Source organism: Glaciecola sp. KUL10, assembly GCF_003203515.1.
Lineage (GTDB): Bacteria > Pseudomonadota > Gammaproteobacteria > Enterobacterales > Alteromonadaceae > Glaciecola.
This window is the reverse complement of sequence record NZ_BGNG01000004.1, coordinates 295,119-311,576: the sequence shown is the minus strand read 5'-3', so window position 1 is coordinate 311,576 and position 16,458 is coordinate 295,119. Positions and strand designations below refer to the sequence as shown.

General features: G+C 41.6%; 11 protein-coding genes. 5 read left to right on the top strand and 6 right to left on the bottom strand.

Translation table 11 applies throughout. The features are described from left to right. Positions 1–27: 27 nt before the first annotated feature. The 5 genes from KUL10_RS09405 to KUL10_RS09385 form a co-directional block, all read right to left on the bottom strand. Entirely contained in the window at positions 28–2,484 is a 2,457-nt protein-coding gene (locus tag KUL10_RS09405) for a TonB-dependent receptor (protein ID WP_110428661.1), read from the bottom strand. A gap of 356 nt (positions 2,485–2,840) precedes the next feature. After that, entirely contained in the window at positions 2,841–3,926 is a 1,086-nt protein-coding gene (locus KUL10_RS09400; protein WP_110428660.1) for a DUF2855 family protein, read from the bottom strand. Positions 3,927–3,953: 27 nt separating this feature from the next. Then, positions 3,954–5,354, bottom strand: coding sequence for an NAD(P)/FAD-dependent oxidoreductase (locus KUL10_RS09395; protein ID WP_110428659.1), 1,401 nt, complete (start codon positions 5,352–5,354; stop codon positions 3,954–3,956). Between the two features lie 121 nt (positions 5,355–5,475). Continuing rightward, positions 5,476–6,345 carry a glutathione-dependent disulfide-bond oxidoreductase gene (gene yghU / locus KUL10_RS09390; protein ID WP_110428658.1) on the bottom strand — a complete coding sequence of 290 codons (870 nt, stop codon included), beginning with the start codon at positions 6,343–6,345 and terminating at the stop codon, positions 5,476–5,478. Positions 6,346–6,378: 33 nt separating this feature from the next. After that, positions 6,379–7,026, bottom strand: coding sequence for a DsbA family oxidoreductase (locus KUL10_RS09385; protein ID WP_110428657.1), 648 nt, complete (start codon positions 7,024–7,026; stop codon positions 6,379–6,381). Positions 7,027–7,264: 238 nt separating this feature from the next. Here KUL10_RS09385 and KUL10_RS09380 point away from each other — a divergent pair, with 238 nt between their 5' ends. Next, the gene (locus KUL10_RS09380) at positions 7,265–7,642 is read left to right on the top strand and encodes a rhodanese-like domain-containing protein (protein ID WP_110428656.1); all 378 of its coding nucleotides are present in this window, start codon (positions 7,265–7,267) and stop codon (positions 7,640–7,642) included. 43 nt (positions 7,643–7,685) lie between these two features. On the opposite strand, the gene KUL10_RS09375 is transcribed toward KUL10_RS09380, so the two are convergent. Beyond that, the gene (locus KUL10_RS09375) at positions 7,686–8,870 is read right to left on the bottom strand and encodes an acetyl-CoA C-acyltransferase (RefSeq protein ID WP_110428655.1); all 1,185 of its coding nucleotides are present in this window, start codon (positions 8,868–8,870) and stop codon (positions 7,686–7,688) included. 393 nt (positions 8,871–9,263) lie between these two features. Between KUL10_RS09375 and KUL10_RS09370 the strand changes: the two genes are divergently transcribed. Genes KUL10_RS09370 through KUL10_RS09355 form a run of 4 tightly spaced genes read left to right on the top strand, consistent with a single transcriptional unit; the run spans position 9,264 to position 16,455 of the window. Next, complete coding sequence (locus KUL10_RS09370) at positions 9,264–10,304, top strand: hypothetical protein (RefSeq protein WP_110428654.1); 1,041 nt, start codon at positions 9,264–9,266, stop codon at positions 10,302–10,304. A 13-nt stretch (positions 10,305–10,317) separates the two neighbouring features. Then, positions 10,318–12,306 carry a CsgG/HfaB family protein gene (locus KUL10_RS09365; RefSeq protein ID WP_110428653.1) on the top strand — a complete coding sequence of 663 codons (1,989 nt, stop codon included), beginning with the start codon at positions 10,318–10,320 and terminating at the stop codon, positions 12,304–12,306. 3 nt (positions 12,307–12,309) lie between these two features. Beyond that, the gene (locus KUL10_RS09360) at positions 12,310–16,095 is read left to right on the top strand and encodes a hypothetical protein (RefSeq protein WP_110428652.1); all 3,786 of its coding nucleotides are present in this window, start codon (positions 12,310–12,312) and stop codon (positions 16,093–16,095) included. A 3-nt stretch (positions 16,096–16,098) separates the two neighbouring features. After that, entirely contained in the window at positions 16,099–16,455 is a 357-nt protein-coding gene (locus KUL10_RS09355) for a hypothetical protein (RefSeq protein ID WP_110428651.1), read from the top strand. Positions 16,456–16,458 lie beyond the last annotated feature (3 nt).

Below are 16,458 nucleotides of genomic sequence, written 5' to 3'. Positions count from 1 at the left end.
GTGTTTTATTGATAACGTTATACCCTGTTAGAACGTGTATGAAACTGACGCCCCAAATGTTCTTGGTTGATTTGGGTAAGCGTTAAACGAACCCGCTTGGATCGGTGGTGGAAATGCCGACAAGAAATATTCGTCATTGGTCAAATTACGGACCCATACTTGTAAATCAACTCCGTTTTCAAAGCTCAAACCCGCACTTGCATTCCAAGTGTTAACTTCGCGTCTCATGCTTTCTGGCACATTTGCTACCAGCCTAACATCACTTTCATGTTGGTAATCAACTCTTGCATAACCAAGCGCACCATTATCGAAACTAAAGTCGTATTTCAGACCGGCTGTATAAGAACGCTCATGAATGCCTGCCGGTTTCTCACCACTTAAATCAACAGGGCCCGTTAAACCAGAGGCGCCCACAAAAGAATCGTAGACAGGGTCAAGTAATAAGCCTGCTAGGGTCAGAGTGAATGAATCGCTAATTTGAATCAATGAGTCGAACTCAATTCCTTTTGACGACTGCTGGCCTGCATTTGCGAGTACAAAGCCAGTCCCTACGAAGGTACTTGACTGAAAGCCTTCAATTGTTTGATCAAACAAAGTGACATTGAACGCCGCATTTTGAAAACGAGTTTTCATTCCCAATTCATATACTGTTGACTCTTCAGCACCGGCAAACCTCGTACCATAGCTTTGGTTTGCTCTCAGCAAACCGGCGGCATTTAATGCAGCTTGATCCTCGGGGAACGGACGAGTGTCTCTAGATAGATTCCATGAAGACGCCTTAAAACCAGTTGCGACGGTAGCAAAAAAGTTAAAGTTATCATTATGAGTATATGCTAAGCGCAAGGAATATGTCACATCGCTATCATCAGTTTTACCATCTTCAACTTCATTGGGAAAAATTAGTTGTGGTGGTAAAAATTGCACACCTTGTAAAGTTGGTACGAAAGGCGCTAAGTCTGGAACAAATGCTAAAGGAACACCGAAGACAGTTGGGTCAGTATTAAAATCAATAGAAGATAAGACATCAGTGTTTCTTTGCTCTATCGACACTTCCTTCTCATCTTTGGTGTAGTTTAAACCAAGAGTGGCTGTTAAACTTTCGCTTAAGTCATAGTCCATATTCACAAATAATGAGATTGCATCGTTCTTCTGTAAAAACTCACTGTTGACCAACACATCCGGCCCAAAAAAAGTACCCGGTGCTTGGGCGTAAAGCTGTTCAACACCTGCAAGCAAGTCAGTCAACCCAAGTACGTTAAAGAACGGACGAGTCCCGTCGCCAAAGAATAAGGTGTCACCCGTATCTACTTCTTCATTAAAGTAAAATCCGCCAACCATCCACTTAAACTTTGCATCGTTATCAGAAGATGTAAGCCGAACCTCTTGAGTAAACGTATCAATATCTGTGTGGCCTTCTTCGGTCAATATATCAAGTGAGGTGTAATCAACATCAGAAAAATAGTTAGATTTGTTGTTCCGCATCGCGGTAATCGAAGTGAGTGTAAACGCTTCATAATCAACATCGATTTGCACTGAGAAGCCGCCGTCTTCCACACTATTATTAGGATCAACATTTAACGCGGATTCGTAAGCATACGGGTCTGATTCATCAAGTACCACACCCCCTAAAGCGCGAACGGCGGCCGTTGTTGGCCCGTTGATAACGTCTGCTACAGTACAACACCTTTCATCAATTTCACTGTAATCAGCAATAAAGCGAATACTTGTATCTTCGGTTGGCTCATACAACATCTGGCCTCGAATATTCCAACGATCTCTATTGTTTAAATCATTCAAGCCAACCACACTCTCGGTGAAGCCGTCTCTTGTGTTAATACCGCCGGACAAACTAAACGCTAACTCGTCGGTGATCCCATTCGAAATATATCCCTTGAGTAAACGTTGGTTATAGTTGCCGACGCCTGCTTCCACTTTTGCTCGCAAATCGAAGGTGGGTGCACCAGTTCGAACATTAATCACGCCTGCTGAAGCATTCTTACCGAAGAGAGTACTTTGTGGTCCACTCAAAATTTCAACTTGTTCAAGTCTTGGTAAATCACCTATCTGGGCAGCAGCTCTAGAGCGATAAACACCGTCAATGAAAACACCTACGGACGGCTCAATACCTGTGTTGTTAGTTCCATTACCGAATCCACGGATAGAAAAGTTCGTATTGGTAGAGCGCTGTAAAGGTGTCACCCGAAGCGTTGGGACTAGGGATTGTAAGTCTTGAATGTCCAGAACTTTAGTTTGTTCTATTGCCTCGGCACTGGTAACTGAGATCGCAATTGGCGTCTCTTGCAGCCCCGTTTGGCGTTTAGAGGCCGTTACCATAATACGCTCTACCATACTTGCGTCTTGTTCGTTGTTTGACGCATCTTCCTGCGCGTTTATGGAGAATGAAGACAAACCAATCGCGGCTATAACAGTCGCGCTGATTGGGTTAAGTTTGGAAATAAAACCAGACGAGAAAAGCTTACTCATAGTACCTACTCATTAAATGCTGTTAAAAAAGAGGATATTCGTTTACCAAAAGTAAAAAACACTCTTTAACTAAAAATCGATGCTGCTATATCCATGCAATCAAAGACAGCAACTACCCAGTCAGTTAAATTAGCAAGATTACTGAGCAAAAGTAAGATTTATGTTACTTTTTTGTTAAAAACAACAAGGTTTTATAGATGCACAAACCTTAAGTTATTGTTTTTATTTAGTTATATAAAAACAAAAGAATCTATTTTTATTAACAATAACACTTCATTAACAAAAGTTATGCTTCCTAAAACTCAGTATTGTATGTAGTAAGCAAAATGATTAAAGGCTTCCTTCGAAGCCCAAATTCATAATTTGACGATAAGGCCCTTCTCTGCGGGTACGTTACCCTTGCATAGATCTTCAAACACAGACTGCACACCACTTATTCCCTCTACATCCGTCATTTTTAACCAATTACGGCTGCACGCATAGGAGTGGGCGAGATACTCAAAACTTCGCTGATTAAAGCCATCCATCCCCCAATCTTGTATTCTTTGTTGAATCACAGTTGGTGCAAAGAACATCTCACTTCTCTCTTGAATGATATCGAGATTTTTTCCGCCTTCAGTCCAGTGCGTAAAGCCAACATTTGAGCAAAACGTCATGTTATCGCCCAAATGCTTATGCAAGCGACCAATGACCGCTTTGTTGCCAGACATGTCAACAATAGTTGTGGGTTTACTGGCGTCTATATGCTCTAAATCGTCGTAGCCAATCACTGCATCGTAAGCATCGAAGCCCTTGACGGTCTCAACATTATTAGACGAGGTTAAGCCTATGGAGTACGGTGCGTTTTGGTCTTTTTGAATACCGTAGGCCATGCCCGTACTTGTTTTGCTTGAGGCACTTATCAGCACTATTTGTTGTGCACCAAACCAAGATTTTGATGCAAAAAAGTCATATAGAGCAAACGCTGTAATATGCAATGGAAACAGCAACATGCGCTCATTTTCTTGCGAAGGGTGATAACCAGGTTCAGCCTCTACCCTCCGATAAAGATTGTAACCTTGTGGCAGTTTTTGTCGATGTGACGAACCATCGACCCATACTAAGTCAGACACATGGGTTGGCTTAAGTTTTAGTTGTGTTGCTGGTGGAAAATAACCAAATATACGTTCTCCCACCTTTACTTCAGGGTTGTTAGAACGAGTTACATCAGCAAAGCCCCAAACAGGTAACACGCCCCAACCTTCATCATTGGTATGAGGTGGGAAGAACTGCCAATACCCCAACATTTCGCCCACAACCGCGTAGGTAATATTATTTGCGGACAAACCAAATTTATCGACGTTTACTATTACTTCGTTTTCTTGTAATTCATCTTGAGATAAATCGAAATCGACTATTCGATGCGTAAGGTAGTTGTCTTTTCTTATTTGAAATTCGCTCATTTTCGCTCCTATGAAAAAGTTATGGTGTTAACCGATCTGCGCTAAGTACTGTTGCAACTTGGCCATTGCAGGTTTTGCGCTTTCTCTCATGCGCATCAAAATGGCCATTTTTTCGTGGTCGTCTTGGCTAACTGATTTAACTAACTGACTAAAGCCATCTAAACGATTGTTCAATAACCATTCTCTGATTTCTGGGTATTGTGACCATATATGTTGATTCATCAAAAACGCTGCGGTAAGTCTGATCCAATCCATATCGGTATTAGGAAGCGGAACCACTTGGCATAACTTGTTTTTGGTCTCATTGTCGGGATAAGTAGCTTCGATGTGTGCAATAAACGCGGCACTGAAAACAGGTTGGTATGAACGTACCGTTTGAGGCGTTATTAACTTGTCTTCAAATATCGGTTTAATCGTTAAATTGGTCAATGCACTTGCCGAGCAATCCACGTGGATATGTTCGCTACTTGTCTGGATTTCACCCTCTTGCAACACGATTTTATCTGCGAAAATATCGGTAACCCTGCCCTTGCGAACCACATTTTTGATACGCCGCAATTCAGCAAGCTCGAGCTGGCTAATCGTTGCTCCATGAAACATGCAGGGCATGACTTCTTGGTCAATTCTTAAAAACACACCTGTTTCTTCAAGTCGCAAAAACATATCTTCGATCGACGTTGAGCGCGCTATCGATTCAACTTGATTGGCTTGTGCGCCTAGCGAGTATTTAAAAAACTCCATGCTAGGTTGGGTGTTTCTCCGGTCCAACAACCACGCATCTCGAGGCATTATCCAAGTGATATCATCTGGGTCGACCTTATGCTCAAGCAACCATAGGCATGCATCAATGCCGGTTTTACCACCTCCGATCACCACAAATCCCGCAGGTTTGTGTTTAACAGAAGGTAGGTTGTTTAAAGGCATAAATTTAACACCTTCATGAACCGTAAAATTAGGTGTGTGTGTAGAAGGAACAGCAGATTTTAAGTAAGTTGTATCAACTAATTTTTTATAATTGGTCACGCTGTATTGCGCGCCCGTGAGCAAATTATGAAATTGACCGTCGCCGGTATAGTCGCACATTGGAAAATAATGTACGCGACCTGAGGGTAAGAAGTACTCGCGCATAACATCATCAAAATACGCTTTGATCTCAGCGCCTGAAGCAAGCTCGTTGAGCCCTTTATTCAAACCAACTTCGTCTTTTAATCCCTTGCTGAGTTCTTTGGAACTAACGCCGTAAAAAGCAGAAGGTTGATGCAGGGTTACAAAGGGGTAAGCGTGATTCCAATGTCCACCTGGTTTATGTTCGCGATCGACGATGATTACGCTCGCATTTGTTTCATTTAAAATAACATCAACAAACGCAAGCGCAACCGCACCTGCCCCAATTACCAAATAATCAGCTTCAAGCTGTGTAGTTGCCATTGCAATCCCCCATTACTGCCGCATTATTAATAACTTAATTAACAAGTTAATAACATTCAGTATGCAAGGATAGTGGTGTTAGCTCAAATTCTTGAAACTAATACAGCACAATAACTAATAATTACTCAGTCGCTATTTTATCTTGAGTCTTATGCTCAAAATCTGAAGCCTCGTGGCGTTCACGCAATTGCTCAGATAATTCGCCCCATGACCTGTTGACCATTTTCGCGCGCTGGACCGCTGGGCGAGCATCGATAGCTTGTGTCCATCGTTGCAAGTGCTTGTATTCCTGAACCTGTAAAAACTCGCCAGCTTCATATAATTTGCCTTGCGCTAACACACCATACCAAGGCCAAATTGCCATATCTGCGATAGTATAATCGCTGCCGCTAATAAACTCATGCTTTTCAAGTTGCTTGTCTAATACGTCTAGTTGGCGTTTCACTTCCATTGCGTATCGATTAATCGGATACTCAAATTTTTCAGGTGCATAGGCATAAAAATGTCCAAAACCACCGCCGAGCATTGGCGCACTTCCCATTTGCCAAAATAACCAGTTCATTGTTTCGACTCGTTGAAGCGGGTCTTTGGATAAGAATGCATCAAATTTGTCGGCGAGATATAAAAGAATAGAACCAGATTCAAACACGCGTGTTGGGTTCGGCGTGCTGTGATCGACTAATGCTGGTATTTTCGAGTTAGGATTAGCCCCGACAAAACCACTTGTAAACTGTTCACCTTCCATAATATTAACTAAATAAGCATCGTAATCGGCTTCACAAATGCCTTTTTCCAACAACTCTTCTAGCAGCATCGTTACCTTGACACCGTTTGGGGTTGCTAGCGAGTAGAGTTGTAAATCATGTCTACCCTTAGGTAAGTCTTTTTCAGAGGTAGCACCTGAAATCGGGCGGTTTATATTGGCGAATTTTCCGCCATTATTAGCATCCCACGTCCATACTTTGGGTGGCACATAACTGTTTTCACTCATGTTTTATCCTATTTCTTGTCGTCGTTAGTTTCTTTACGCTTCTTGCTGGCTTATGTTTAATAGTGCTCGCTCAAACACATCAACTGGTTGGCCACCGCTGATAAGGTGTTTGTTATTAACTATGACAGCAGGTACTGAGCTGATGCCCAAGGCTTGATAATGTTGCTGTTTTTGGCGTACTTCAACAGCATATTGATCCCCATTCAAAATATTGGTAGCAGTTTGTTCATCTAAACCCGTTTCTTTTACTTTCGCCAATAGTTGTTCATGATCACTTGGATTACCTGCTTCCTTAAAATAAAGATCGAAAAAGGCCAATTTCAGTTCAGTTTGTTTGCCTTGTTCCGCGGCCCAATGAAGTAAACGGTGAGCATCAAAAGTGTTGTATATACGGCCTCCACCTCTATTGCCAAACTCATATCCGACCGATAAGCCTCGTTGCCTGATGACCTCTCGATTTTGTTGAATCTGCTGTTCGTTAATACCGTATTTTTGCCCTAAGTGTTCATTAATTTCTTGACCCTCTTGCGGCATATTTGGATTCAGCTCAAAAGGATGCCACTCAATGCTTGCCGTCAGTTCAGTTGCTTTATTCTCCAGCGCTTTTTTTAATGCTTGGTAGCCAATGATGCACCATGGACAGGAAACATCAGAGACAATATCAATGGTTAATTTATGCATCGTTTGCTCTTTAAACCTTTTTTAAATGTATTAATTTCATCAGTAATTAAATATGACCAACTGAGTGACCGTTTTATTTCTGAGTATTGTTAAATTTAGTCCAGCAAAGTCAAATTTGCGCCTGAATTTTTCCAACACTTCCTCTTTTATAGGAACTCCTTAATTGTGCGAAGACTAGAGAAATAAAAAGCGAACTCGTAAGGTCATATTGACGAACCAAAGTTAAAAGGGATCCATAATGAAAAGACTCAATATGTTACTAATAACACTGTTTACCTTGTGCTTGGCGGCATTTAAATTACATGCCGCTGATATAAGCCCAGAAAAATTCCTTAAACTCGATAAATCTCAGCGCACGCTTCTCGACGTTCGAACGATTGAAGAATATGCAGACGGACACATCCCAACGGCGATTAACATGCCTGTTGGTGAATTATCGTCTTTGTATTCTTCGTTACCCGAAAAAGACAAACAAATTGTGGTTTATTGCCGTTCTGGTTTTAGAGCCGCCCGAGCAATTTCATTTTTAAAAGACAAAGGCTTCACTAATGTCTTACATTTAGAAGGTGATTACGGCCAGTGGGAAAAAGATGCACGTGAAATCGTGACACCTTAATTATAGAGATGGGTATTTGTTACCCACCTCTAGCCTTTACTCGTTAACAAACTTCAAATAAGGCCGCGGCACCCATGCCACCGCCGACGCACATAGTAGTTACGACATATTTGACGCCTCGGCGCTTGCCTTCAATCAATGCATGAGCAACCGTTCTCGCGCCTGTCATACCATATGGGTGACCAATTGAAATGGCACCGCCGTTTACGTTGTATATTTCTGGGTCAATGCCTAACTCATCACGACAGTATAAAGCTTGGCAAGCAAACGCCTCGTTTAACTCCCACAAACCGATATCATTGATTGATAAGCCATGTGCTTTTAGTAGCTTAGGCACTGCATAGATAGGACCGATGCCCATTTCTTCTGGCTCATTACCTGCCACCATCATGCCGCGATAGATACCCAAAGCATCTAAGCCTCTTTGCTCAGCTAACTTGCGCTCCATCACAACGCACGCCGAAGCGCCGTCTGAAAGTTGGCTCGCATTTCCTGCGGTGATACACCCACCCTCTAATACTGGTTTTAAACCTTGTAAGCTCTCTAAGGTAGTCGACGGGCGGTTTCCTTCGTCTTTATCCAAAGTCACTTCATGAAAACTAATCTGCTTAGTTTCTTTGTCCATGACGCCCATCGATGTAGTAATCGGGACTATTTCATCGTCAAACTTGCCTTCTGCTTGTGCTTGAGCAGTTCTTTGTTGCGACGATAATGCGTATTCATCTTGTGCATCACGACTGATTTTATATTTTTTCGCAACGTGTTCAGCCGTAAATAGCATCGGCATGTAGGCATGTTCAGCGTGTTTGATGACATTGTCATCTTTACACTTACTCACCCATTCAAAATAGGGTGTTTGCACCTCTGAGATATTGTCTTGCCCACCTGCAACAATAACGTTCATGCCATCAACCATGATTTGCTTTGCTGCGGTAGCAATTGCCATGACACCCGATGAACACTGTCTATCGATTGTTTGTCCAGATGCTGAGTAAGGTAGACCTGCTGCTAGCGCTGCCAAACGGGCGATATTGCCACCCGCACTGCCTGCATTTAATACTGAGCCGATAATGACATCATCCACTTCTCCACCTTCGATATTAGCTCTAGACACCGCATGTTTTATTGCATGCGCAGTCATCGTCGGTGACTTAGTATTATTAAACGCCCCTTTAAATGCGCGGCCTATTGGTGTTCTTGCAGTCGATACAATTACAGCTTCTTTCATCTTAATACCCTTATTTGGAGTGTTTATCGCTACAGTGTGTCAGCGACAAAATTCAGACTTTCATAATGCGGTGTTAATTTTTTGTTAGCAATAGTTCGACTATTGAACTTTCTTATAGTGGCGAATTGTTTGCTTTGATAAATCTCGTCGGAGTGACGTTTTTTAATGAAAATAAAAAAAACGTAAAAAATTGAACTTTTTGATCTACATCCACAAAAATATGACAAAACACTCGAAATCCTCATTATTTTTGATGTATGCTGAGAGAATGTAGCCGAGTTGCGACACTTGGGATAGGTACTAAGGATTTCTGTATTTATCGCAAAGAAACAATCAAACCTTTCTTTGCACCCGGTATCGTTGTCTCATAACTCGAAAGGAAACATATACTTCATGAAATACTGCTTCATTTTATTTTTGCTTATATGCACAGCGCCTCTGTCATTTGCAGCAAAGACAACAGTGCTAGGCTTGGGTGCGATAGTAGACAACGATGTAGCAAATGCAAGACAGTCAGCCATTGAAGACGCAAAACGACTCGCTGTTGAACAGCTATTGGGTAGCTTTATCCAAGCTCGTACAAAAACCGAAAACTTTATGTTAGCGAGTGAGCAAGTGTTCTCAAGCTCCACTGGGCGCATTGATAAATTTGATATCATAGAGGAAGGTAAGTTAGATGATGCCACTTACCAAGTAAAACTGATTGCTTACGTCAATAGCGAAGCAATTACAAAAGATGCGCTAGCACTGATAAACAACAATCAGTGGAGTAAGAAGCCGCGCGTCAAAATTAAATATTCACCGCAAAGTAACACCGCTAGTAAACAAGCTAAAGGTCATTTCCATCAAGCAATATCAGCATCCCTTCGCAAAGAGGGCTTTTTGATTGTAGAGGGTCAGTCAAACTTAGATGCAAGTTTCGAGCTACATGTTACGGTAATTGGTGACCAGCAGGCTTCTGAATTTCAGGGCATGCAAATTCAGACAAATTTGTTGAACGTAGATGGTGTATTGCTAAACAGTTACACCAAAGATGAATTATCTAGCTTTGCATTTTCGAATAAAAAGGCAGGTAGCCCAAGCTCAGCATACAGAAGCTTAGCAAAAGAGCTTGGTAAGCGCGCAGCTCAAAAATTAACGCTAGACACAAAAGTAGTTTGGCTAAGCAAACTAGAAACACCGGTTACACTTAGTTTCAAAAGTGTAAATCCTGCCCAAATCAAAAAAATTGAAAGTAACCTGCAAGAGGCCGTTATTGGCCTTTCCGCATTGAAAACAGAATCACAAATTAACAATAACTACGAGTTCTCTGCTAGCTACGCAGGTTGGCCAGAGCAACTTTATGACCAACTTACTCAACTCTCTATTCGCGATGATATTGCATTTAACGTGGTGGGTTTTAAACAAGCAAATCTGCAGCTTGCCGTTAAATAAGGACACATAAAAAATGAAAAAACTAGTAATTGCTGTAATTGTTTCTGCTGCTCTCAGCGGGTGTAATTCAACCTCTAAGGGCCAACAAGAGTTTGACACAGCTAACCAGTTAGCTGCAGCCAATCAATATCAAGAAGCGATTAATTATCTGACGCAAGCTGTGAGTAAAAACCCTAAGAATACGCAATATATTCAGGCATTAAACGACCTACGCAGTAAATTCCAAAGTGAATCAGTCGCTAAAATTAACCTTCTTCTTAGCGGAGAGTATACTAACCAAGGCTTAACCGAGGCGCTTGAGTTAATTCAACAATTAGTATCTAACAATACGCCCAAGGATGTCACAGATAACCTCTCCGCTCAGGTAACTGAAAAACAAGAAGCGTTGTATGCGGAACTTGAAGGGCTATATCAGCGCGCAGTTTCATCATACGACAATGGCGATTTGGTTAGTAGCTTTAGAAGTTTGCAGTCGATTGAAAGTAGGTTTGCCAACTACGAAGATGTACCCGTCAGACTTAAAGCTATTAGCCGAGAAATCAATCAAAAATATATCAAAGACGCAAACTTAGCGATAAAACAAGATGATTTCGATAGTGCCACCAAACTGCTTAATGATGTCCTTGCAGTAAACCCAAGTAATGGAATAGCAAGAGCGCTATTGGCGAAGGTTAAGAAAAATAATACGCCAAGCTACTTTATAGCTAAAGCAAAAGAAGCTGCTGGAATAAGTAATTGGGAAGCTGCTCTATTTAATTGCGAAAAAGCACTCGCATTAGATACCAGCAACTCTGAATGCCTACTGTTGAAAGATGAATCTAAGAAGGAATTATCAAAAGCCAGTCAAAAAGGGTTTCTAGAAGCTATTAATGAATCGAGAATGATAGTAGCGAAAAATCTACTTCGCATCATTCAAGATAACGGTATGACTGACATTTCTATAATTGATGAATACAAAAACACCTTTGCTCAAAAATCTGATTACCTAGCCAGCCAATACGTTGACAAGGGTAGATACGCAATGGCTTGGAACTTATTGACAAATGTACAAGAGGTTCATTCAACCTACCCAGATTTATTCAATAAAATCCGCAGTGTGGAAGACGCCATTTCAAAACGTGCCAAGCGCTCGATCGCGGTATTTGACTTTAATAGCCCAGCTGATAGTGATGACGCCGGTGTTATTGTTGCGAACAACTTGATTTCTAGACTTTTTAACAATGCTAGTAACGACATTACAATCCTAGAGCGTGAAAATCTAAAATCAATTCTAGAAGAAATGAAGCTTGGACAAATTGGGGTTGTATCAGAAAGCACCGCAAAAGAAATGGGTCGCGTGTACGGTATTGATTACGCAATAATGGGCTCGGTTTTACTTTACAAGGTTGACGAAAACAACACCGAAAGCACAAAAACCATTCGCTACCAAACGGGCGAAAAAATATCTGACAACATTGATTACTTGAACTGGAAAGCAGCCAACCCGAAACCAAGTAAGAAAGACTTACAAGCTGCTCCTCAAGCTAAAATTTTGGTTCCCGAGTACGGCCAGACTGAATATAACGTCACACAAACTAAAAAAGTTGGCTTTATCCAGCTCTCATTTCGGATTGTAGATGTACTAACAGGTGAAAACACCCGTGTTGATACTATAGAGCGTAAACTTCAAGTTGAAGACGAAGCAAACGCAGGCGTAGCAGAAGCGGGGGTTATTTTTGATCCAATGGAAATACCAACGGACACCGAGATATTACAACAGTTAACCGAAGAGGTCGTCGAATCGATGGCAAGTGACGTATTGCGTCCGCTTCAGCAACTTGAGACTTTTTACTTTAACCAAGGTCAAGACAGCGAGAAACGTTCCGAAGTAGAAAGCGCAATCGAATACTATACATATGCGATTTTTAATGAGCGTCTCAAGTCAGTTTCTAGCTCACCGATCACCAATGAAGCGCGCTCTAGAATTAGTAAACTATTAAATAATCATCGTTTTGAAGAGTAATTCATGAACACTGACCTTAATAAAAAAGGTGTGTTTATGAAGATGCGCATGGCTACCATTACGTTAACTTTATGCATTATTTGTATGGTGTTAGCAAAAAGAGTTGATGCGCAGACGATTACTTCTACACCTCAACAATCAACGACAGGCGTATTTCAGTTTGTTGCTACGTCAATTGACGTTGTCGGACTAGAGGACGAAGTTTCTTATATCGTTAGGAACGAATTGAGAAAATCGCCTAATTTAGATGTTATCAATCAACGTGAACTAGAAATCTCTCTAGCTCGCAATGATATTGAGCAGCGCTTTAGTGCGGCAGAGGCGGTAAAAGCCGCATCCGTACTTAACCTGAACTACGTTATTATAGGAAAGGTGAGTCGCCAAAGTCAGCAAATCGTTGCCAATATACAAGTAATATCACCGATAAATGAAGGTGCTATTGGCGAATTAACTTTTAGGTTCAGTAATCAGGCCCAAATTTCGCTGCAATCAGACCAAATTGGTCGCGAACTGGCCCAGGTTATCAGCAAACACCAAGTAGACAGCTCAGACATGGCTGCGGCAATGGCACAAGACTGGGTGAGCAAAATAGACGCTGTCTACGACAGTGGAGAAGTTGCCTTGACTTGGTCCTTAAGTGATCCTTCAACAAGTGTACTTGGATACAACGTCTACCGAGCGACAGACGCAGCAGGGCCTTTTAGTTACCTATCTAGCGAAACCGAGACAACACTTGTTGATAGTGTTGGTAGCTTAACGGGCACCTTCTATTACCAAGTGAGTTTAATAGACGACGAAGGACAAGAATTAAGAAGTAATCAAATTGCCTCCGTCAATGTATTCGCAGAGCAAAAGTCCAGTCTCCAAGCTCCGAGCATTGTTGGAACCAAAGAGCGAGTCAACAGCGCTGAATTTGAATTTTTTCCTGCCGCAGCAAATGTGGGTAAAAATATCATTGCATATGAGTTATTAAGAAAAGCCCCAGGTCAGGCTGCGAAAGTGGTTGGCAAGTTAACCCTGCCGAAGTCTCAAGGTGGAAATTCAAATAGTTCAAATAACAAACCTTCTATTCAAAAAATGAAAATCTCTGATACCAGTGGTGAAGGCTTTTCAGGGACTGTCGAATACGCCATCAGAGCAATAAACCCTGAGGAAAATGGGCAATTAACTGATTATGTGCCTTACACTGCTGCACTCGCCCCTAATCTAAATGCAGCACCGGCTAATGTGCTGCGTCAGATAAGCCTGTCTTGGCAGGCTTCAACTGCTGGATTTGGGTATAAACTATATAGAAAAACACCCAATCAAGCAGATTGGACACTGTTAAAAGAACTGCCGTCTATTGCAACGCTCAACTATACAGACAATCAAATAGATGGCGATGGCAAAGAGTATCTCTACAGCATTAGTGTATATGACGACTTGGGTGAAACTCCTCTTTCTAATCCAATTCAAGTCACCACAAAGGGTGGGCTAGCACCTCCTATTAATGTTCAGGGTGTCTCAGATTTGGCTCGCAAAGCTAGGATCAGTTGGACGCGTAACGACGACCCTGATGTCACTGGGTATTCAGTTTTTCGGTCTGAATATACGCCGGATCAAGAGTTCACGTTAACCCGTATTGGTGAAATAAAGGATCCGTTAGCGACCTCTTTTGAAGACTTAACAGGTTTAAAAGACAACACTCAATATTACTACTCGGTAGCGTCACTTAATCGCTTTGATAGCTCAGGTGAGGTCAGTAAACCTGTGCTTATCAAAACAAAAACACCACCACCTGCACTTGAGCAAGTTTCTGCAGATATTCAAAACAATGAAATGTTAATCTCTTGGTTGATACCTAGTAGCGCAAACTTGCAAGACCTCGAAAAAATAGTGATCGAACGCAAGTGGCAAGGCGCGGGAGGAAATGAGTTTGAGGTTGTCGCTGAAGTTTCCCCCTCTCAAAACCAGTATACAGACAACAACTTAGTTGCTGGTGCAAGTGCCGAATATAGATTGAGTTTAGTTGATAGAACGTCGCTCAGCGGTAAAGCGTCTTCTACTCCCCCGATACAAATGAATGTGCCTTTGGAGCTTGCAGTTACACGACAGGGAATGCTTCGTAAAATCGCACTAAATTGGAAAAACGCCCAAGCACCGGCTCAAATCAAAATATTTCAAGCGAAAACAGGAGAAGCGTTTTCTCTAGCAACAGAACTGGCGGCTCATCGTGAAACAAGTTTCACCATTGAGCAAGGGTTAATCGACGACCAAGAGTATCAGGTCAAATTAGAAACTTGGTTCGGCAACCAAAAGCTTGCTGAGTCAAATATTGTTGTTGCAAAAACAAAAGATATACCCGCACCAACTAGCCTCATGGCTCAAAGTAATCAAGCAAGAAAAGTAACATTGACATGGGACAAAGTAAGTGACGATAGCATTGCTCGGTATGTTATCTTCAGAAAACCTGCACAGGACACAAATTCAGAATTGACGGCTATCGCAACAACAGAAAACGTCAATCAAACACAATACATCGATCAAGTTTCTGGTGATCAAACCGGCATTCAGCATGGAAATAAATATATCTATGCAGTTGCCAGCCAAAATGTATTTGAAGCGACAGGTTTCATTGGAACAACTGTAGAAGCTTCTAGTAAACCATTACCCGTATCACCAACAAACGTTACCAGCAATGCAACTCAAAGTGCGATTGAGTTACAGTGGCAATTGGGAAATGAGAGTGACTTACGCAAACTTGTTATTGAACGCAAATGGCCATTTAGCGATGAATGGAAAGTAATCAGTGAGCAAAACGCAAGCTCTACTTTTTACAACGATAAAGACCTGTACCCGTTTATTAAACCCGATTATCGGCTAAAGGTGGTTGATGCAGATGGACTAGAGAGTGCGTATCAAGAATATAAGCAAGCAAATAATATTTTAGTAGCGAGTTTAAAGGTAGAAGAAGAAAAGCTTCTCCGCAAAAATGTGATTGCTTGGAACAATACGCCAAATGATGTCACGCCTACTGTTCAGCGTAGAAAAGCAAATACGGGTAACTGGCAAAGTATTGCAACTTTAAGTGCTGGCCAGCAAGAACACAGTGATACACAAAACTTATTGGATCAATCCGCTTACGATTATCGAATCGCCTTATCGAGAACTTCCTCTTCTGGCAACTTTGAGTTGGGCATAACCAATATAGTCACAGCCACAACAAAAGATTTACCAAAAGCCCCGCAATTAAGTGTACAAAGTGGCTTAGTTAAGACAGTCAATATTGCTTGGATAATAGATGATGATCCTGATGTAGGCGGTTATAACCTTTACAAATTAGAAGCAGATGGAAAAAAAGAAAAGTTAGATACCCTTAAACGACAAGAAAACAGTTATACTGATGACGGTAGCTTTTTTAGTAAGTTAGAAGATGGCGCTACCTACAGTTATCAAATAGCGAGTTTTAATACCTATAAGGTAGAAGGACCGTTAAGTGAAGTTGCAGTAGCCACCACTAAGGCTTTGCCTTCTGCGCCATTATCTCTAACAACTGAATTAGTCGGAGGTACGCCCAATATTGCGTGGGTATTTAGTACTCAGGATGATGTAGTTAATTATGAAATACATCGCGGGAGTACATGCTCTCGCGTCAATAGTTTGGTAACGGTTTCCGGAAGCACCCAGCAATATTCGGATACTAGTGCGAAAGCCGGTAGAAGTTATTGCTATAGAATCAGAGCCATTGACCAGACCGAACTAGAAAGCGAGTTATCAATTGGCGCCACTATAGAAATACCAGAGGCGTAATTAATGAAGGGTATAAAAGCAGCATTTTTATTTGCTGTGTTCAGTGTATTTTGCTTACCGCTTAGTGCACAAGAAAATCAGTCGTCGCAACCACTGCAAAGTGATGCGTTGCAAAAAATAAAGAGTAACTATGAGAACTGTGTATTTGAGAAAGGTAAATTAATTTTAAGACACAGTAATTTCAGAGATGCTATCGATTTCGCTCCGCTAGCGTGTCGTAAGCAACTTTTGCAGTCAAAGAAGTACTTGTTAGATAGCGCCTTTAAGGTCGATGTTATAGATGAGCTAGTGAGCTCAATCGAAGAAGGTGTAAGAATTGACTTAGTAAACAAACTAATCGATGAAATGAACCAAGGATAGAAC

Coding starts and splice junctions, on each gene's coding strand:
- KUL10_RS09405 (WP_110428661.1), bottom strand. CDS start 2,484: ATGAGTAAGCTTTTCTCGTCTGGTTTTATTTCCAAACTTAACCCAATC.
- KUL10_RS09400 (WP_110428660.1), bottom strand. CDS start 3,926: ATGAGCGAATTTCAAATAAGAAAAGACAACTACCTTACGCATCGAATA.
- KUL10_RS09395 (WP_110428659.1), bottom strand. CDS start 5,354: ATGGCAACTACACAGCTTGAAGCTGATTATTTGGTAATTGGGGCAGGT.
- yghU (WP_110428658.1), bottom strand. CDS start 6,345: ATGAGTGAAAACAGTTATGTGCCACCCAAAGTATGGACGTGGGATGCT.
- KUL10_RS09385 (WP_110428657.1), bottom strand. CDS start 7,026: ATGCATAAATTAACCATTGATATTGTCTCTGATGTTTCCTGTCCATGG.
- KUL10_RS09380 (WP_110428656.1), top strand. CDS start 7,265: ATGAAAAGACTCAATATGTTACTAATAACACTGTTTACCTTGTGCTTG.
- KUL10_RS09375 (WP_110428655.1), bottom strand. CDS start 8,870: ATGAAAGAAGCTGTAATTGTATCGACTGCAAGAACACCAATAGGCCGC.
- KUL10_RS09370 (WP_110428654.1), top strand. CDS start 9,264: ATGAAATACTGCTTCATTTTATTTTTGCTTATATGCACAGCGCCTCTG.
- KUL10_RS09365 (WP_110428653.1), top strand. CDS start 10,318: ATGAAAAAACTAGTAATTGCTGTAATTGTTTCTGCTGCTCTCAGCGGG.
- KUL10_RS09360 (WP_110428652.1), top strand. CDS start 12,310: ATGAACACTGACCTTAATAAAAAAGGTGTGTTTATGAAGATGCGCATG.
- KUL10_RS09355 (WP_110428651.1), top strand. CDS start 16,099: ATGAAGGGTATAAAAGCAGCATTTTTATTTGCTGTGTTCAGTGTATTT.